Here is a 17,536-nt window from a genome sequence, read left to right on the forward strand (position 1 = left end):
CCTTCAGAGGGTCGACCTGGAGACGTACGGGTCGATCTCGTGGTCAGTCGGTGTGCTCGACGACGTAGCTGCGGCCGTCGGGGCCCGTCACCCGCTCGAAGCGCGTCCGCAGCTCCTGGTCGCGCTCGCGCTCGGCGTCGGACACCCCGCGCCCGTCCGCGTCGTGACGTCCCAGCTGGGCCGGGCCGAAGATCGGCAGGAACCGCTCGGTGATGCGCATGCCGAGCGAGCGCCCGTCCTTCGGCCTGGTGCTTCTCGCCGACCTCTTGGTCATCGCCGCCCGCCCTCGTTGTTTGGTGCCCCAATCATTGGTGCACCACACGATAGCGCGATCCGGGCTACCCTGGCGACGTGACGGACACCTCCCACCCCGGCAGCGCCACCCTCGCCGACCCTCTCGCGCTCGAGGCGCAGGTCTGCTTCGCGTTGTCGGCCGGGGCTCGCGGGATGGTCGCCCTCTACCGGCCGCTCCTCGAGCCGCTCGGCATCACCCACCCGCAGTACCTCGTGCTGCTCGCGCTGTGGCAGGACGACGCCGCCGGCACGTCCTCGACCGTCGGCGACCTCGCGACGCGCCTGCACCTCGACGCCGGGACGCTCTCGCCGCTGCTCAAGCGGCTCGAGACGCTCGGCTACGTGCGGCGCGAGCGCTCGCCCGACGACGGTCGCCAGGTCCGCGTGACGCTCACCCCCGCGGGGCGCGCGCGCCGTCGGGACGCCGAGCGCATCCCGCCGGCGATCGTGGCCGCGACGGGCCTGGACCTGGACGAGCTCGCCGAGGTGCACGCCGCGGCGTCGAAGGTCGTCGCCGCGGCCCTGCGCGCGGGCGTGTACTGACACCTCCCGCCCTCGCGGAGCGGTCAGGCGTCGGTGACGCGCACGCCGTCGGGCCCGACGACGAAGCGCACCGCGGCCAGGCCCGTCGCCACGGCGTCCGGGGCGGGGGAGGCGGCCGCGAGCTCCTCGGCGGAGTGCGTGCCCGTCACGGCGAGCACCGCGCAGCCGGCCGCGCGTGCGGCGGCGATGCCCGCCGGGGCGTCCTCGACGACGAGGCACCGCGCCGGGTCCACGCCGAGCCGCGCGGCGCCGAGCAGGAACGGGTCGGGGTCGGGCTTGCCGCGCGCGACGTCGTCGGCGGTGACGACGACGGACGGCGCCACGAGGCCGGACGCCGCCATGCGGGCGGCGGCGAGCGGCGTCGTGCACGACGTGACGATCGCCTGCCGCTCCGCCGGGAGCGTCGTGAGGGCCTCGCGCGTCCCCGCGAGCATCGTCACGCCCTCGTTGTCCACCAGCTCGAGCTCGTGGATCCGCTCGTAGGCGGCCTCCACGCGGTCGGCCGGCAGGAGCGTCCCGATGAGCGTGCGCGCCGGCGTCCCGTGCTGGATCTGGAAGTCCTCGGGGTCGGGGAGCCCCTGCTCGGCCGCCCAGCGCTTCCAGCTGCGGTCCACCGCCGGCACGGAGTCGATGAGCGTGCCGTCCATGTCGAACAGGACGGCGTCGAACGTGCGGTCCGCGAACGCGGCACCGGGAGCGGGGATCGTGGCAGGGCGGGGCATGGTCCCGAGGCTAACCCGCCACCACGCCCACGTGCCGGGACGGCCGCGCGGCCCTCCGGGGACGGTGTGGCTGTCCGACGCCGCGACTAGGGTGGACGCCGTGAGCGCACCCGGGTACTTCATCTCGTTCGAGGGCGGCGACGGCGTCGGCAAGTCCACGCAGTCGCGCCTGCTCGGGCAGTGGCTCGGCGAGCTGACGGGCCGCGAGGTCGTGCTGACGCGCGAGCCGGGCGGCACGACGCTCGGCAAGGAGCTGCGCGCCGCCGTCCTGCACGGCGAGGACATGGACCCGCGCACCGAGGCCCTGATCTACGCCGCCGACCGGGCGCACCACGTCGCGAGCCTCGTACGCCCGGCCCTCGCGCGCGGCGCGATCGTCGTGACGGACCGGTACCTCGACTCGTCGGTCGCGTACCAGGCGGGCGGGCGCGAGCTCGGCGCGGACGAGGTCGAGCTCATCTCGCGGTGGGCGGTGCAGGACCTCCTGCCCGACGTGACGATCCTGCTCGACCTCGACCCGTCCGTGGCGTCGGCGCGGATCCGCCGCGCGCACGACCGCCTCGAACGGGCCGGCGCGGAGTTCCACCGCCGCACGCGCGAGGCGTTCCTCGCGCGTGCCGCCGCCGCGCCGGAGCGCTGGGTCGTGCTCGACGCCGCGGCGCCCGTCGACGACCTCCAGGCCCAGATCCGCGTCGACGTCGCTGCGCGGCTCGAGCTGACGCCCGTCGTGGAGGAGGCCGAGGACACGGTCGAGGCGCGTCCGGACGACGGGTTCGACGACTCGGACAGCGCGCTCGGCTACCAGCCGGGTGCGAGGCCCGGTGCGCTGCGGCGGGGCGTGGACGGATGAGCGTCTGGGACGACGTCGTCGGGCAGGAGCAGGCCGTCGCGACGCTGAGCGCCGCGGTGGCCGACCCGGCGGCGATGACCCACGCGTGGCTGCTCACGGGACCACCCGGGTCGGGCCGCTCCAACGCCGCGCGCGCGTTCGCCGCCGCGCTCCAGTGCGAGCAGGGCGGGTGCGGCCGGTGCCAGGCGTGCCGCACGGTGCTCGCCGGCACCCACCCCGACGTCACGCTCGTCGCGACCGAGCTCGTGACGATCAAGATCGACGAGGTGCGCGACCTCGTCACCGTGGCGAGCCGCAGCCCCTCGCAGGGCCGACGGCGCGTCATCGTGATCGAGGACGCGGACCGCATGGCGGAGCGCACCACGAACGTGCTGCTCAAGGCGATCGAGGAGCCCGCGCCGCACACCGTCTGGGTCCTGTGCGCCCCGAGCCCGCAGGACGTGCTCGTCACCATCCGGTCGCGCTGCCGCGGCGTCGTGCTGCGGGTCCCACCCGTCGAGGCCGTGGCGCGGCTCCTCGTCGCGCGGGACGGGGTCGACCCGGCCGTCGCCGAGGCGTCGGCGCGTGCGGCGCAGAGCCACATCGGCCTCGCGCGCCGGCTCGCGCGCGACGCGGGCGCGCGCGAGCGCCGGAGCTCGGTGCTGTCCCTCGCCCACAGGATCCGCGGCGTGGGCGACGCGGTGCTCGCCGCCGGGGAGCTCGTGGAGCTCGCGCAGGCCGAGGCGAAGGCGGCCACCGAGGAGCGCGACGCGGGCGAGAAGGCGGAGCTCCTGCGAGCGCTCGGCGTCGCCGACGGCGAGACGCTGCCGCCACGGCTGCGCTCGCAGCTCCGCGACCTGGAGGCGGACCAGAAGCGCCGCGCGACCCGGCACCAGCGCGACGTGCTCGACCGCGCGATGGTCGACCTGCTCTCGCTCTACCGCGACGTGCTCGTGGTCCAGCTCGGCGCCGAGGTCGAGCTGGTCAACACCGGTCTCGCCGAGGCGGTCCGCGCGCTCGCCGAGGACTCGACGCCCGAGCAGACGGTGCGGCGCATGGACGCGATCGGCGTCGCGCGCGAGCGGCTCGAAGGCAATGTCGCGCCACTGCTCGCGGTCGAGGCCATGACCGTCGCGCTGCGCCCGCAGGGCTGACCGCCGACCGTCAGCGCCGGCGACGTCCGCGCTCGCGCTGAGCACGGGCCCGCCGACGGTCGAGGATCGCGGGGATGCCCACGGCGAGCACGACCACCAGCGCGAGGAGCCCCGTCACGCGGGCCTCGCCCGTCGTGTCCGGGGCGCGACCAGAGCCCGGCGAGGCGAGCAGAGCCGGAGCGACGAGCCCGAGCACGATCACCCCGCCGAAGAACGCCACGACCGTCGCCTTCCCGAGGAACGCCGCGACGCGGAACCAGCGATCCGCGTGCGGGGGGCGCATCGCGAAGGACAGCGCGCCGACGACCCCGCTCACACTGAGGCCGAGAAGGAGGGAGATCGGGAAGATCGCCGCCGGGTCGCCCGAGGCGAGGTCGTCCCCGCCTCGCCACACGACGAGGCCGCCGAGCGCCGCCGGCAGAGCAGCGAGCAGGAGACCGCCCCAGGGTGGCAGCGGCGGGTTGCCGTCGGGTCGTCGTCGACCGGGCGCTCGTCCACGTGCCCCTCCACGCGGTGCCCGCCGACCGGACCGGGACGGCCGGGAGGCGCCTGCGACCCGCGAGTCTCGTCTGCTCACGGGCCGATTCTCCCCCGCCGGGGTCAGGACGAGGGAGCGGCGGACCGGAGCTTGTCGAGGAGCGGCCCGGCGGCCTCGTCGAGGAACTGCTGCTGCTTCTCGTCGCCGATCTGGACGATCGCGATGTCGGTGAAGCCCGCCTCCCAGTAGGCGGACACGGCGTCCACGACGGCGTCGAGGTCGGGGCCGCACGGGATGGAGCCCGCGACGTCCTCGGGACGGACGAACGAGGACGCCCTGGTGAACGCCTCGGTGGTGGGCAGGTTCGCGTTCACGGGCCAGCCCAGGCCGAACCAGCGGAACTGCTCGTGCGCGCGCTGCACGGCGGCGTCGGCGTCGGGGTCCCACGAGATGGGGATCTGGCCGATCTTGCGCGACGGCTCGAGCGACGCGTCGGCCCGCAGCGCGTCCCACTGCTGCACGAGGTCGGCCTTGGGCTCCGTCGCGATGAGATGGTCGGCGACCGTCGCGAACTGTCCGACCGACTGCTCGCCCGAGACGGCGACGCCGATCTTCACGGGCTCGTCGGGCACGTCCCAGACGCGCGCCGAGTCGACGCGGAAGTGGTGACCGACGTACGTGAGGAAGTCACCGGTCGAGAGCTCGGTGATGATGTCGACCGCCTCCGCGAGCATCTCGTGCCGCTCGTCGACGGCGGGCCAGCGCTTGCCGACCACGTGCTCGTTGAGGTTCTCGCCGGCGCCGAGGCCGAGCGTGAAGCGGCCGTCGGACAGGATGCTGAGGGTCGCGGCCTTCTGGGCGACGAGGGCTGGGTGGTAGCGCACGGTGGGGCACGTCACGTACGTCATGAGGTCGACGCGGTCGGTCGCCTGCGCGACGGCACCGAGCATCGACCAGGCGTAGGCGGAGTGGCCCTGCGTGTCGAGCCACGGGAAGTAGTGGTCGCTCGAGACCTCGAAGTCGAAGCCGAGCCGCTCGGCGTCGACGGCGTAGCCCACGAGCTCCTTGGGGCCGGACTGCTCGGTCATGAGGGTGTATCCGAATCGGGTCATGTCCCGATCGTCGGACGGCCCGGGAGCACCCGCACGCGGGGCTACCGGGCCGTCGTCGGTGCGCGAGAGGTCAGGCGAGAGCCTTCGCCTTGAGGTGCGCGAACTCCTCGGGCGTGATCGCGCCGGAGTCGAGGAGCGCCTTGGCGTTCGCGATCTCGTCCGTCGGCGAGGAGCCGGCGACCTGGCGGATGTACTGGTCGGTGTCCTGCTTGGCCTGCGACACGGCCGCGATCTGCCGCTCGGCCATCCCCCGGCCTCGCGCGATGAGGTACACGAGCGAGGTCAGCACGGGCAGGAAGATCAGGAAGATGATCCACACCGCCTTCCACCAGCCGGAGAGGTCCCGGTCACGGAACAGGTCCGCGACGATCTGGAAGAGGACGATCAGATACGCGATGAAGAAGAAGCTCCAGACGAGCAACCAGAAAAAGTCCCAGAAGTCCACGGGTCCGCCCTTTCTCGACGAGTGCCGCATCCTGCGCGAACGGTCGCCGCGCGAAGGCTTGCAGCGCCGAACCTAGCGACCCCGGTCGGATCGCGCGCGGCGAACCGGAGAAATCGCCCGCCCGCACCGCTCCGGCGACGTCACGGGGCCCGGCGGGCGCGGACCACGTCACCGATGATCACGGCGAGCAGCACGGCGTCGGACGTCCAGTTGAGGGCCAGGGGGGTGAGCACTCCGTGCGCGAGGAAGAGGACCCCGAGCACGGCCGCACCGACGAGGTGGGGGAGCGACCACGCGCCACCCGTCGCCCTGCGGAAGAGGGCGTTCCCCGTCAGGTAGGTGGCGGCCGCGCCGCAGACGAGTCCCGCCGTCCAGGCGTCGGCGTGGCCGTCGTGCCCCAGCGGGTGGAGCAGGACGAGCTCGTCCGCCACGGCGGTGAGCACGATCCCCGCCACGATGACGAACGGGACGTACGTGTACGCCGTCTGCGCGACCATCCCGGTCTCGTCGCGCGAGGTGAAGAACGCGGTCGCCCGGCGCTCGGAGCGGTCGAAGAAGAGCAGCCACATGAGCACCGTGCTGGCGAACGCCGACGCGAACGCGGAGAACGTCGTCGCGTCCAGGGGAAGCTCCGCGAAGGCCGAGCCCGTGACGATGATCGACTCGCCGAGGCTGATGATCACGAAGAGGCTGACCCGCTCGGCCATGTGCTGACCCCGCACGGCCCAGGTGTGCGCGTCGGACGCCCCCAGACCGGGCACCCAGTACATGGCTCGGGGCCCCGCGACGTCGATCGCCGCCGCCACGACCCAGAGGGCGAGCCGGTGCTCCTCGACGAGCGCGCCCGCGACCCACACGGCGCCGGAGACCACCAGCCATGTCGTGATCCGCACGAAGTTCACCGCGTTCTCCGGCCAGTGGCGCGCCATCGCCAGGCCCGTGAACACGCTGCGACCGACCTGCATGGTGACCAGGCAGACGGCGAAGAGCAGAGCCTTCTCCCCGAACGCCTCCGGGATGGCGCTCGCCATCACGAGACCGAGCAGCATGAGCACGACGAGCATCGCGCGCACGGGGGCACGCTCGGGGTCGAGCCAGTTCGTCACCCACATCGTGTCGACCCACACCCACCAGACCGCGAGGCCCAGCACCAGGGTGTGGACCAGGGCCTCGGGACCCGGGTGCGCGATGAGGAGGTGCGAGAGCTGGGTGACGGCGAAGACGAAGACGAGGTCGAAGAAGAGCTCGACGTACCCGACCCTGCTGGAGTCCTCTCCCTCGCCGCGTCGGAGGAGGTCGGTGCGCAGCCCCCAGCGGAGGCGTGCCACGGGTCGGTCGGTCATGCGAGCGATCGTGCCACCGGTGCCGGCGTCGAGCCAGGTCCGGCCGGCCGTCCGCTCGCACGTGCCGTTCCGGTCGGGGTGCGCCAGGATGAGCCCGTCAGTCCGACCCGCTCCGACGCTAGGAGACACCATGGTCCCCACCCGCCGCGCACCGCACCGCGCGATCCGCCTGTCGATGGCCGTCGGGCTGGCGCTCGCCGCATCGACGCTCGCCGCGTGCGCGACGTCCACGGACGGCGGTGGGGACGACATGACGTCGGAGTCGCCGTCCGACGACAGCACGACGGACGAGACGACGGCCGAGCCCACCGAGGGCACGCCGTCGATGGCGCCCGACGCCGCGTCGATGCCGATCGAGGCGGGCGCGACCGGGAAGGGGCTGCCGTCGGGCGTCGACGGGTTGAACGAGGGCGGCACCGGTGCGGCGTGGAGCGCCGAGCCGGGACTGCTGTACGTCGTCACCTACGGGTCGAGCACCTGTCCCCTCGTCGCGGAGCCGGACGCCACCGTCCAGGGGTCGGACGTCGTGGTGACGTTCGTCGAGATCCCCGCGGACTCCGTCTGCACGATGGACCTCGTCCCGGCGACGTCGGTCGTCGCCGTGCCCGACGACGTCGACGCGTCCGCCGAGGTGACCGCCGTGCTCGGCGACCAGGGGAGCGTCGTCGTGCCGCCCGCGGTCGACGGGGCGACGGGCGAGGCGGCGTGGGTGGAGCAGCAGTAGTCCCGCCCGCCCGGCGGTTGCGGTGAAGAGCGTGTGGAAGGACGACCAGCGCGTCGAACCCCTGCGAGGAGGGACGAGCGGAGCGGCTACCGTGTCCGGGTGAAGTCCCGCCGCGCCGCACTGGCCGCCTCGTCGCTCGCGCTCGCCCTCGTCGTCGGGGCCTGCTCCGTGCCGCCCAAGGTGCAGACCCCGGCCGACGCCGTCGCGTCCGCCGGTGCACAGGAGGGGACCGGCGAGACCGGTCCGGAGGGGTTCGAGGACTTCTACGGACAGACCCTCGCCTGGGAGGACTGCGAGGGCGGCTGGGAGTGCACGACGGCGCGTGCCCCCCTGTCCTGGGACGACCCCGGGGCAGGGGAGATCGGGATCGCGCTCAAGCGCCTGCCCGCGAGCGGCGACCGCATCGGCTCGCTGCTGACCAACCCGGGCGGTCCCGGTGCGTCGGGCGTGGACTTCGTCGGCGACGCCGCGCAGTTCATCGGGGAGCCCGTCAAGGCGGCGTACGACCTCGTCGGTTTCGACCCGCGCGGCGTCGGGCAGTCCGACCCCGTGGCGTGCCTGGACGACGCCGCCAAGGACGAGGCGCTGTCCACCGAGTACGACGTGCCCGACGGCGAGGCCGGGCTCGAGGAGCGCCGGGCCGCCTACCGCGAGTGGGCCGAGGCGTGCGCGGAGAACACCGGCGACCTGCTGGGCCACGTCGACACGCAGAGCGCGGCGCGCGACATGGACATGTTGCGTGCGGTGCTCGGCGACGAGACGCTCGCGTACCTGGGCTACTCCTACGGCACCCAGCTCGGCGCGACCTACGCGGGCCTGTTCCCGGACAAGGTCGGCCGGCTCGTGCTCGACGGCGCGATCGACGTCACGCTGTCCGCCGGCGAGACGAGCGAGCAGCAGGCCGTCGGGTTCGAGAACGCGCTGCGCGCCTACGTCGAGGACTGCCAGGCCGGGGCGTCGTGCCCGCTCGGCGGGGACGTCGACGAGGGGATGCGGCAGGTGCGGGCCCTGCTCGACGCCGCCAAGGCCAACCCTCTGCCCACGAGCTCCGACCGTCGGCTCACGTCCACCCTGGCGTTCTACGGCATCGCCGTGACGCTCTACAACGACCAGAGCTGGCCCGTGCTCACCCAGGCGCTCACCGAGGCGCTCGACCAGGGGACCGGCACGGCGCTGCTGTACCTCGCGGACTTCTACAACGACCGCAATCCCGACGGGTCGTTCGCGACGAACTCCACCGAGGCGTTCCGCGCCGTCGGCTGCCTCGACGGCCGGCAGGACCCCGACCCCGCGACGATGGAGGAGCAGCGCGAGCGGCTCGAGGTCGAGGCGCCGACCATGGGCTCGTTCTTCGCCTACGGGGCGCTCACGTGCGCCGACTGGCCGTACCCCGTCGTCGACCAGGAGTTCGACGTCCACGCGACCGGCGCCGCGCCCGTCGTCGTCATCGGCACCACCAACGACCCCGCGACGCCGTACGTCTGGTCCGAGGGCCTCGCGAAGGCGCTCGACTCGGCCGTGCTCGTCACGTGGGAGGGCGAGGGGCACACCGCCTACGGCCGCTCCAACGCGTGCGTCGGCGACGCCGTGGACGCCTACCTCGTCGACGGGACGGTCCCCGAGGACGGGCTGACCTGCTGACCTCGGGACGTCTCCGCGGATGCGCCGCGCGCCTGTCCGGGGACGCCGAGGGGCCCGTCCGGACGGTGGTCCCGAGCCGCTTTGGAGTCTGGGCCGATCGCCGGGTACAGTAGGCGATCGTTGCGGCGGTTCGCGCGAGCGAGCCCGACTGCAGCACGCCGCCTTAGCTCAGTCGGTAGAGCGATTCACTCGTAATGAATAGGTCATCAGTTCGATTCTGATAGGCGGCTCAGGCAGAAGGCCCGGAACCTCAACGGTTCCGGGCCTTCGTCGTCTCCTGAGCGAGCACGGTGTGGTCCGCTGCGACGTCCGACACCCGCTCCTCGCAGGCGTGCGTCGTCAGGGGACGAGCGCGAGCAGGTAGTCCGTCTGCCCGTCCGGCGCCGGACGGCGCTCGTACCGCTGGACGTGCTGCGGCGCGTCGGACTGCGTGAGGATGTGCGTCGTCGTGCCCTCGGCCGGGTCGTGGACGTAGTGGCCGGACCAGTCGAGGGCGTCGTCGTCGAGCGTCGAGACCTGGCCGTCGAGGTCGCCGCCCACGAAGCGTGCTGTCCACGTCATGGCGCCACCCTGCCACGGGGCCGTTCAGCCCGCCCGGCGCAGCAGGAGGATCGCCCCGCCCGCGGCGGCTGCGACGAGGCCACCCACACCGGCGATCACGAGGGTCGGGAACGTGCTCCCGGGCGCAGGGGGCGCGCTGCGCTCGCCCGCGGTGACGAGCGGCGTCCGGGAGGGTTCGGGCCGGTCGTTCGTGGTCTCTGCGCTCGGGGACGGGTTCGCGGCCGGCGTCTCGGTGGGGGTCGCGGTCGGCGTCTCCGTGGGCGCCGGGGCGACGGGCTCCGGCTCGGCGACGACCGGCTCGGCCGGAGCCGCAGGCGCGGCGGGAGCCGACGGCGCAGCGGCGGCCGCGGGCGGAGGCGCCGGCTCCGCGGAGGGCTGGGCGGTCGGTTGGGCCGTCGGCGACGGGGTCGCGGCGGGCGCCGTCGTGCACACCGGGGAGTCGCCGGCCCAGCCGGCGAACTGGTCCCGGACGCCGGTCACGTGGACCCACGTCACGCACCACCCGTCGCGGTAGGCGCCGCGCTCAGGGATGTCGAGCTCGAGGTGGCCGTCCGCGGTGTCCTCCGGGGAGTACCCGTTCCCGAGCAGCCTCGTCCGGGACCCGTCGGGGGCGGTCACCGCGTAGCTGAGCCAGCCCCGCTCGTCGGCGAGGCGCGCGGCGTCGAACGTGACGCCGTCGGTCGAGACGCTGAGGTCACCGCCGCCGTCACCGTCCGCGGCCAGGGCGGGCGCGGCGAGCGCCGCGCCCCCGGCCAGCACGAGGGCCGCCAGCGGAACGGTCGCGGCAGCTCGGGCTGCGGCGCGCATGAGCACCTCCGGGTCGGGCAGCACGGTCGGGCCACATCGTACGCAGCCGCGAGCGCCACCCTGGACGGCGGTGCTCCGGCGGGCGGTGATCACCTGCTCGGCGACCCGCTCCTCGGGCCACCCAGGCCGCCCAGCCACGCGACGACCGCCTCGCAGACCGCACCGTCCTGGTTGCGGAGGTCGTGCGCGCCCTGGAGCTCCACGCGCGTCACCGGTCCGGGGATCGCGGCGAGGTGCTCGGTGAACTCGTCCGGCGACGCGAAGGGGTCGGTCCGTCCCGACACGACCAGCGTCGGGACGTGCAGGTCCGGGAAGTGCTCGGTGCGCAGGCGCTCCGGCTTGCCGGGCGGGTGCAGCGGATAGCTGACGAGCGCCAGGCCTGCCGCGGGCAGCCCCTCGGCCACGGCCATCGAGCACATCCGACCGCCGTAGGACCGGCCGCCGAGCACGATCCGGTCCGTCGTGGCGCCCAGCTCGTTCGCGAACGCCTCGGCCTCCGCGCGCAGGTGCGCGACGGCGACGGGCGGCCGGTCGGGCATGCGGCGCCCCGCGAGGCGGTACGGGAAGTCGACGCGACGCACCGGCACCGGGTCGGGCAGCGCCGCGAGGGCTTCCTCGATCGCCACGAGCGAGTGGTGGTCGCGGCTCGCGCCGGCGCCCGGCGTGAGCAGCACGCCGGCCACGGGCGAGGGTGTGTCGGTCGGAGCGGGCGGACTGGTCACGGCACCAGTCTCCCGCGGCCACCGACTCGGCGCCGAGCACGGGGTTGTCGACCGCCGGGGAGAAGGCTGGGCGCCGAACGCGGGGTTGTCGACCGCCGAGAACGGGGTCGGCGACCGGAATCGTCGAGATCCGGTGGCCGACCCCGTGTTCGGCGGGACGGTCAGCGCGCGGCGAGCCTGGCCGGGTCGAGGTCGACGCGGCGCAGCAGCTGTGCGTTGGCGGCGACGACGACGGTCGAGACGGACATGAGGATCGCGCCGACGGCCATGGGCAGGACGAACCCGACCGGAGCGAGCACCCCCGCGGCGAGCGGGACGGCCGCGATGTTGTAGCCCGCCGCCCACCACAGGTTCTGCTGCATCTTGCGGTAGGACGCGTGGGACAGCGCGATGACCGACAGCACCGAGCGCGGGTCGGAGCTCGCGAGGATCACGCCCGCGGACGCGATCGCGACGTCCGTCCCGGCACCGATCGCGATGCCGACGTCCGCCTGGGCCAGCGCCGGGGCGTCGTTCACGCCGTCGCCGACCATCGCGACGACGCGGCCCTCGTGCTGCAGCTCGGCGACCTTCGCGTCCTTGTCCTCGGGGCGCACGCCCGCGAACACCTGGTCGATGCCCAGCTCGCGCGCGACCGCTCGCGCGACCGGCTCGGCGTCGCCCGTGATCATGACGACGCGCACGCCACGGCGGTGCAACGCGTCGACCGCCTCGCGCGACTCCGGCCGGACCGCGTCCGCCAGGGCGAGCGCACCGACCACCTCGACGGCCGACGGCGCGTCGGCGTGGCGAGAGCCGTCCGAGCCGTCCGACCCGTCCGAGCCGTCCGACGCGGCCGACCCGGCCGAGCCGTCCGACGCGGCCGAGCCTCCACGGGCCGCGACCACGTGCAGGACGGTGGCGCCGTCGCGCTCCCACGCCGCGGCGTCGGGCAGCGGGTCGAGGCCGTGCTCGCGCAGGAGCGCGGGACCACCGACGGCGACCCGTCGACCACCGTCGGGCCCGGGGACCGTCGCCTCGACCCCGACCGCGGTGAGCGACCGGAAGCCGGACGCGCGCGGGACGTCGACGCCGCGCTCCTGCGCCGCGGCGACGATCGCCCGCGCGAGGGGGTGCTGGCTGTCGGCCTCGGCGGAGGCGGCGAGAGCGAGAAGGTCGTCCTCGGTGCGGCCGCCTGCCGTGGCGAGGTGCGTGACGACGGGCTCGCCCGCCGTGAGCGTGCCGGTCTTGTCGAAGAGCACCGTGTCGACGGTGCGCATGCGCTCGAGCGCGAGGCGGTCCTTGACGAGGACGCCGGCCTTGGCGGCGCGCTCCGTCGAGATCGACACGACGAGCGGGATCGCGAGGCCCAGTGCGTGGGGGCACGCGATGACCAGCACGGTGATGGCGCGGATCAGCGCCTGCTCGGGGGTGCCGAAGAGGAGCCACAGGGCGACGGTGAGTGCCGCTGCGCCCAGCGCGTACCAGAACAGCCAGCCGGCGGCGCGGTCGGCCAGGCGCTGCGTCTTCGTGGAGGAGGACTGCGCGTCGGCGACCAGGCGCTGGATGCCCGCGAGCGCGGTGTCGTCCCCGACCGCGGTGATCCGCACGCGCAGCGCGTCGTCGGTCGCGACGGTGCCGGCGACGACCGGGTCGCCGACCGTCCGCCGTACGGGCCGCGACTCGCCGGTGATCATCGACTCGTCGACGTCGGCGCTGCCGTCCGCCACCTCGCCGTCGGCGGGGACCCGGCCGCCGGGGCGGACGATCACGAGGTCGCCCACGCCGAGGTCGGTCGGCGCGACCGTGGTGACGGTCCCGTCGTCGGCGACACGCTCCGCCTCGTCGGGCAGGAGCGCCGCGAGGGAGTCGAGCGCCGACGCCGTCTGGGCGAGCGAGCGCATCTCGATCCAGTGCCCCAGCAGCATGATGACGACGAGCAGCGCGAGCTCCCACCACACGTCCAGCTCGTGCGCGAGCAACCCGAGGGACGCGCCGAGCGACGACACGAACGCGACCGTGATCGCGAGGGAGATGAGCGTCATCATCCCCGGGGCCCGGTCGCGGAGCTCGCTCACGGCGCCGGTGAGGAACGGGCGCCCGCCCCACAGGAAGATGACGGACCCGAGCACGGGGGAGACCCACGGCACCCACGCGGCGTCGGACAGGTCGTACCCGAGGAGCATCGCGAACATGGGGCTCAGCGCGACGGTCGGCACCGCGAGCACGAGCATCACCCAGAACAGGCGGCGGAACTGCGCCACGTGGTCGCCGTGACCCCCGTGACCCCCGTGACCTGCGTGCCCGGCGTGGTCGCCGTGCTCCTCGCCCTGCTGCTCGCCGTGGGCATGGGCATGCCCATCGGCATGGGCGTGGTCGTCGTGCCCCGGGTGATGTGCGTGCTCACCAGGAGCGTGGTCACCGTGGGATGCGTGCACGGGTGCGGCGGTCCGACCGCTGCCGTGCGCCTCGTGCAGGCCCTCGTGCTCTTCCACCGTTCCTCCAGATCTTCGGTAATACCCCCAGGGGGTATCTACCTCCGATACTGCACCCGTGCTCCCGGTTCGTCAAGAGGACGTGACGCACGAGACCGGCAGCCCGGTCCGAGATCGGCAGGGAGGGGTGCCGATCTCGGGCCGGACTGCCGGTCTCGAGGTGCCGCGGTGCGGCGGAGGATCGTGCGGCCGAGGAGGCTAGAGGTGCGGCAGCACGTGGTGCGCGTAGCGTTCCGCGACGGTCGCGACGACCTCGCGCGGGTCGGCGTCCCAGATCTCCTGGTGGAAGATCTCGGTCTCGACGTCCCCGGAGTATCCCGTCTCGGCGACCCACCGCGTGATCGTCGGGAAGTCGACGTACCCGTCGCCGACGTACCCGCGCGACAGCAGGGGATCGGCCGCGAGCGGCAGGATCCAGTCGCACACCTGGTATCCCGCGACGCGCCCCTCGGCACCGGCGCGCGCGATGCTCTCGCGCAGGGCCGGGTCCCACCACACGTGGTACGTGTCGACGACGACGCCCACGGCCGCGGCGTCGAACGGTGCCGCGAGGTCGAGCGCCTGGCCGAGCGTGGAGAGCACGGCGCGGTCGGCGGCGAAGATCGGGTGCAGCGCCTCGAGGACGATCCGCACGCCGTGCTCGGTCGCGAACGGGACGAGGTCGCCGATCCGGTCCGCGACCCGGGCGCGCGCGGCGACGACGTCGCGGTCCCCGGGTCCGGCGTCGGGCCGCGGACCCTGGCCCGGGGTGCCGTTGGCGGGCAGGCCGCCGACGACGAACACGAGCTCGCTCGTCCCGACCGTGGCCGCCTCCTCGATGGCGCGCCGGTTGTCGTCGAGCGCGGCGGCGATGCCGGCGTCGTCGGTCGCGGTGAGGAACCCGCCCCGGCACAGCGACGACACCCGCAGGCCGGCGTCCGCGACGACGCGGGCCGCGCGGTCCGCGCCGATCTCCTGGACGCGGTCGCGCCACAGCCCGACGGCGCCGTACCCGGCCTCGGCGGCGAGGGCCACGGCCTCCTCGAGCGTCGCGTGCTTGACCGTCGCGGTGTTGAGCGAGCAGCGCGACAGGTCGGCGGCTCCGGTGCCCGACGACGCCCGGTCCGGCGCGCCCGTCGGCGCGGGGGCGGTCATCGGGTCACCCCGTTCGCCTCGAGGAAGACACGCGTGCGCCGCGCGGCGAGATCCGGGTCGAGCAGCAGCCCGGCACGGTCCGCGAGGCGCAGGAGCGCGACGAGGTGCGCGACCGACCGGCCCGACTGGAGGCCGCCGACCATCTGGAACCCCGGCTGTGCGCCGTTGAGCCATGCGAGGAACGCGATGCCGGTCTTGTAGTGGTACGTCGGCGCGGTGAACAGGTGCCGCCCGAGCGCCTCCGTCGCCGCGAGGACGGCGTGCGCACGGTCGGGGTGACCGGCGTCGAGCGCCTGGAGCGCCGTCGACGCGGCGGGGTAGATCGCGGCGAAGACGCCGAGCAGCGCGTCCGAGTGCCGCTTCCCGTCGCCGACGACGAGGTCGGGGTAGTTGAAGTCGTCGCCCGTGTACAGGCGCACGGCGCCGGGTGCGTCCGGCCCGGTGCCCGGGTCGAGGGCCGCCAGGCGGGCGCGGAGGCCCTTCTCGTGGTCCGCGTCGAGCAGCGAGACCTTGACGCCGTCGATCCGTCCCTGGTGGGCGCGGACCAGGTCGACGAAGACGTCGGTCGCGTCGTCGATCCCGGCGGCGCCCCAGTAGCCCTCGAGCTCCGGGTCGAACATCGTCCCGAGCCAGTGGAGGATCACGGGCCGGTCCGCCTCGGCGATGACGGCGTCGTAGACGCGCGCGTAGTCCTCGGGCGACCGCGCGACGTGCGCGAGCTCGCGCGACGCCATGACGACGACCTGCGCGCCGGCGTCCTGCACCATCCGGACCTGCTCGCGGTAGGCGTCGACGACGGCGTCGAGCGCCGCCGGGTCGCCCGGCGTCCAGCCCGCGACGACCGCGGGGTCGAGCTGGTCGGTGCCCGCGCCGCACGCGATCCGGGCGCTGACCGAGCGTGCCTCGGCGGACGAGCGGCGCACGAGCTCCTGGGTCGCGGCCCAGTCGAGGCCCATGCCGCGCTGGGCCGTGTCCATCGCGTCCGCGACGCCGAGACCGTGCTCCCAGATGCGGTGCCGGAAGGCGAGCGTCGCGTCCCAGTCGACGAGCGCGGGACCGCCCGGCACGTTCTCCGCACCGACCTGCGGCACGACGTGCGCCGCCGCGAAGGCGACGCGCGACGTGATCGGCGCGGTCGGCCGGGACCACGGGCCGGGCACGAGCAGCTCGCGCACCTCGGTGCCGGCGACCCGCCCGTCGTCGGCGAACCGGGGCAGGTGCACGACGGCGCCCGACCCGTCCCGGTCGCGCAGCTCGCGCGCGCCGGGGACCGCGAGGGTGGCGGCGCTCACAGGGTGATCTCGGGGACGTCGAGGCGGCGGCCCTCGGCGGACGAGCGCAGGCCGAGCTCGGCGAGCTGCACGCCGCGGGCCGCGGAGAGCAGGTCGAAGCGGTGCGGGCGGCCGGCGTGGACGTCGAGCAGGAACTCCTCCCACTGCAGCTTGAAGCCGTTGTCGAGGTCGGCGTTCGCGGGGACCTCGAGCCACTGGTCGCGGAACGGCTCGGTGACGGGCAGGTCCGGGTTCCACACGGGCTTGGGCGTGTGGGCGCGCTGCTGCGCGACGCACTTGCGCAGGCCCGCGACCGCGGAGCCGTGCGTGCCGTCGACCTGGAACTCGACGAGCTCGTCGCGGTACACGCGCACCGCCCACGACGAGTTGATCTGCGCGACGACCGGGTCGCCGCCCGGGGTCTCGATCTCGAAGATGCCGTAGGCGGCGTCGTCGGCGGTGGCCGTGTACTCCTGGCCCTGCTCGTCCCAGCGGGTCGGGATGTGCGTCGTGGTCTGGGCGGTGACCGTGCGCACCGAGCCGAGGATGCCCTCGAGGACGTAGTTCCAGTGGCAGAACATGTCGGTGGTCATGCCACCGCCGTCCTCCTTGCGGTAGTTCCACGACGGGCGCTGCGCGGCCTGGTGGTCGCCCTCGAACACCCAGTAGCCGAACTCGCCGCGCAGCGACAGGATGCGCCCGAAGAAGCCCTCGTCGACGAGGCGGCGGAGCTTGACGAGGCCCGGCAGGTAGAGCTTGTCGTGCACGACGCCCGCGGTCACGCCGGTCTCCTCGCGCAGCCGCGCGAGCTCGACCGCCTCGGCGAGCGTCTCCGCCGTCGGCTTCTCGGTGTAGACGTGCTTGCCCGCCTGCATCGCCTTGGTGAGCGTCTTGGCGCGCAGCGCCGTCATCGAGGCGTCGAACACGACGTCGACCGTCGGGTCGGCGATCGCGCCGTCCAGGTCGGTGGTCCAGTGCTCGACGTCGTGCTGGGCGGCGAGCTCGCGGATCTTCGACTCGTTGCGGCCGATCAGGATCGGCTCGACCTGCAGCCGCGTGCCGTCGGGGAGCTCGACGCCGCCCTGCTCGCGGATCGGCAGGATCGAGCGCACGAGGTGCTGGCGGTAGCCCATGCGGCCGGTCACGCCGTTCATGGCGATGCGCAGGGTGCGGGTGGTGGTCATCGGGACGACTCCGTCCTGTCAGTCGCGCGACGGCGAGGTCGGCGCGAGAAGCGTGGTGGTTCCAGCATAGGGAATGCGCTTTCCAGCGTCAACCACCC

General features: G+C 74.2%; 18 protein-coding genes and 1 tRNA gene. 6 read left to right on the forward strand and 13 right to left on the reverse strand.

Annotated elements, in window-relative coordinates; all coding sequences use genetic code 11:
- Window positions 1–43: 43 nt before the first annotated feature.
- Window positions 44–274, reverse strand: a complete 231-nt coding sequence (locus V5D56_RS07800; RefSeq protein ID WP_435738474.1) for a hypothetical protein — start codon at window positions 272–274, stop codon at window positions 44–46.
- A 77-nt stretch (window positions 275–351) separates the two neighbouring features.
- On the opposite strand from V5D56_RS07800, the gene V5D56_RS07805 reads away from it, so the two are divergent.
- On the forward strand, window positions 352–837 hold the full coding sequence (locus V5D56_RS07805) for a MarR family winged helix-turn-helix transcriptional regulator (protein WP_435738475.1): 486 nt from the start codon (window positions 352–354) through the stop codon (window positions 835–837).
- A 23-nt stretch (window positions 838–860) separates the two neighbouring features.
- Here the strand turns inward: V5D56_RS07805 and V5D56_RS07810 are convergent, their stop codons facing one another.
- Window positions 861–1,559 carry an HAD-IA family hydrolase gene (locus V5D56_RS07810; RefSeq protein ID WP_435738476.1) on the reverse strand — a complete coding sequence of 233 codons (699 nt, stop codon included), beginning with the start codon at window positions 1,557–1,559 and terminating at the stop codon, window positions 861–863.
- Between the two features lie 100 nt (window positions 1,560–1,659).
- On the opposite strand from V5D56_RS07810, the gene tmk reads away from it, so the two are divergent.
- The gene (gene tmk, locus V5D56_RS07815) at window positions 1,660–2,409 is read left to right on the forward strand and encodes a dTMP kinase (protein ID WP_435738477.1); all 750 of its coding nucleotides are present in this window, start codon (window positions 1,660–1,662) and stop codon (window positions 2,407–2,409) included.
- A complete protein-coding gene (locus V5D56_RS07820; RefSeq protein WP_435738478.1) occupies window positions 2,406–3,542 on the forward strand; it encodes a DNA polymerase III subunit delta' in 1,137 nt (378 codons plus the stop codon). The genes tmk and V5D56_RS07820 overlap by 4 nt, the downstream gene beginning before the upstream one ends.
- 10 nt (window positions 3,543–3,552) lie before the next feature.
- Here the strand turns inward: V5D56_RS07820 and V5D56_RS07825 are convergent, their stop codons facing one another.
- From V5D56_RS07825 to V5D56_RS07840, 4 genes are all read right to left on the reverse strand, one after another.
- Window positions 3,553–4,119: a hypothetical protein gene (locus V5D56_RS07825; protein ID WP_435738479.1), complete on the reverse strand. Its 567-nt coding sequence runs from the start codon at window positions 4,117–4,119 to the stop codon at window positions 3,553–3,555.
- Window positions 4,120–4,142: 23 nt separating this feature from the next.
- Window positions 4,143–5,132 (reverse strand): TIGR03557 family F420-dependent LLM class oxidoreductase, encoded by a 990-nt coding sequence (locus V5D56_RS07830; RefSeq protein ID WP_435738480.1) that lies wholly within the window; start codon window positions 5,130–5,132, stop codon window positions 4,143–4,145.
- 70 nt (window positions 5,133–5,202) lie between these two features.
- On the reverse strand, window positions 5,203–5,577 hold the full coding sequence (locus tag V5D56_RS07835; RefSeq protein WP_435738481.1) for an SHOCT domain-containing protein: 375 nt from the start codon (window positions 5,575–5,577) through the stop codon (window positions 5,203–5,205).
- Window positions 5,578–5,717: 140 nt separating this feature from the next.
- A complete protein-coding gene (locus V5D56_RS07840; protein WP_435738482.1) occupies window positions 5,718–6,920 on the reverse strand; it encodes a low temperature requirement protein A in 1,203 nt (400 codons plus the stop codon).
- Window positions 6,921–7,050: 130 nt separating this feature from the next.
- Here V5D56_RS07840 and V5D56_RS07845 point away from each other — a divergent pair, with 130 nt between their 5' ends.
- The 3 genes from V5D56_RS07845 to V5D56_RS07855 all read left to right on the forward strand — a co-directional run bounded on the left by V5D56_RS07845 (window position 7,051) and on the right by V5D56_RS07855 (window position 9,515).
- Entirely contained in the window at window positions 7,051–7,644 is a 594-nt protein-coding gene (locus V5D56_RS07845) for a hypothetical protein (protein WP_435738483.1), read from the forward strand.
- A 99-nt stretch (window positions 7,645–7,743) separates the two neighbouring features.
- Window positions 7,744–9,285: an alpha/beta hydrolase gene (locus V5D56_RS07850; RefSeq protein ID WP_435738484.1), complete on the forward strand. Its 1,542-nt coding sequence runs from the start codon at window positions 7,744–7,746 to the stop codon at window positions 9,283–9,285.
- 157 nt (window positions 9,286–9,442) lie between these two features.
- Window positions 9,443–9,515 (forward strand) — tRNA-Thr (locus V5D56_RS07855).
- A gap of 109 nt (window positions 9,516–9,624) precedes the next feature.
- On the opposite strand, the gene V5D56_RS07860 is transcribed toward V5D56_RS07855, so the two are convergent.
- The 7 genes from V5D56_RS07860 to V5D56_RS07890 form a co-directional block, all read right to left on the reverse strand.
- Window positions 9,625–9,846, reverse strand: coding sequence for a hypothetical protein (locus V5D56_RS07860; RefSeq protein ID WP_435738485.1), 222 nt, complete (start codon window positions 9,844–9,846; stop codon window positions 9,625–9,627).
- A 24-nt stretch (window positions 9,847–9,870) separates the two neighbouring features.
- Window positions 9,871–10,677, reverse strand: coding sequence for a hypothetical protein (locus tag V5D56_RS07865; RefSeq protein ID WP_435738486.1), 807 nt, complete (start codon window positions 10,675–10,677; stop codon window positions 9,871–9,873).
- A gap of 65 nt (window positions 10,678–10,742) precedes the next feature.
- Window positions 10,743–11,375 carry an alpha/beta hydrolase family protein gene (locus tag V5D56_RS07870; RefSeq protein ID WP_435738487.1) on the reverse strand — a complete coding sequence of 211 codons (633 nt, stop codon included), beginning with the start codon at window positions 11,373–11,375 and terminating at the stop codon, window positions 10,743–10,745.
- Between the two features lie 161 nt (window positions 11,376–11,536).
- Window positions 11,537–13,618 (reverse strand): heavy metal translocating P-type ATPase, encoded by a 2,082-nt coding sequence (locus tag V5D56_RS07875; protein ID WP_435738488.1) that lies wholly within the window; start codon window positions 13,616–13,618, stop codon window positions 11,537–11,539.
- Window positions 13,619–14,047: 429 nt separating this feature from the next.
- Window positions 14,048–14,983 (reverse strand): sugar phosphate isomerase/epimerase family protein, encoded by a 936-nt coding sequence (locus V5D56_RS07880; protein WP_435738489.1) that lies wholly within the window; start codon window positions 14,981–14,983, stop codon window positions 14,048–14,050.
- Window positions 14,980–16,200, reverse strand: a complete 1,221-nt coding sequence (locus tag V5D56_RS07885; RefSeq protein ID WP_435738977.1) for a dihydrodipicolinate synthase family protein — start codon at window positions 16,198–16,200, stop codon at window positions 14,980–14,982. Before V5D56_RS07885 ends, V5D56_RS07880 begins: the two co-directional genes overlap by 4 nt.
- Before the next feature lie 71 nt (window positions 16,201–16,271).
- Window positions 16,272–17,438, reverse strand: a complete 1,167-nt coding sequence (locus tag V5D56_RS07890; RefSeq protein WP_435738490.1) for a Gfo/Idh/MocA family protein — start codon at window positions 17,436–17,438, stop codon at window positions 16,272–16,274.
- Window positions 17,439–17,536: the final 98 nt, after the last annotated feature.

It is taken from the genome of Cellulosimicrobium sp. PMB13 (assembly GCF_051294865.1).
GTDB lineage: Bacteria > Actinomycetota > Actinomycetes > Actinomycetales > Cellulomonadaceae > Cellulosimicrobium.

Bases quoted from the DNA above. Each gene is read 5' to 3' on its own strand.
- V5D56_RS07820 (WP_435738478.1), top strand. From the start codon at position 2,406: ATGAGCGTCTGGGACGACGTCGTCGGGCAGGAGCAGGCCGTCGCGACG.
- V5D56_RS07840 (WP_435738482.1), bottom strand. From the start codon at position 6,920: ATGACCGACCGACCCGTGGCACGCCTCCGCTGGGGGCTGCGCACCGAC.
- V5D56_RS07810 (WP_435738476.1), bottom strand. From the start codon at position 1,559: ATGCCCCGCCCTGCCACGATCCCCGCTCCCGGTGCCGCGTTCGCGGAC.
- V5D56_RS07860 (WP_435738485.1), bottom strand. From the start codon at position 9,846: ATGACGTGGACAGCACGCTTCGTGGGCGGCGACCTCGACGGCCAGGTC.
- V5D56_RS07890 (WP_435738490.1), bottom strand. From the start codon at position 17,438: ATGACCACCACCCGCACCCTGCGCATCGCCATGAACGGCGTGACCGGC.
- V5D56_RS07845 (WP_435738483.1), top strand. From the start codon at position 7,051: ATGGTCCCCACCCGCCGCGCACCGCACCGCGCGATCCGCCTGTCGATG.
- V5D56_RS07880 (WP_435738489.1), bottom strand. From the start codon at position 14,983: ATGACCGCCCCCGCGCCGACGGGCGCGCCGGACCGGGCGTCGTCGGGC.
- V5D56_RS07800 (WP_435738474.1), bottom strand. From the start codon at position 274: ATGACCAAGAGGTCGGCGAGAAGCACCAGGCCGAAGGACGGGCGCTCG.
- V5D56_RS07830 (WP_435738480.1), bottom strand. From the start codon at position 5,132: ATGACCCGATTCGGATACACCCTCATGACCGAGCAGTCCGGCCCCAAG.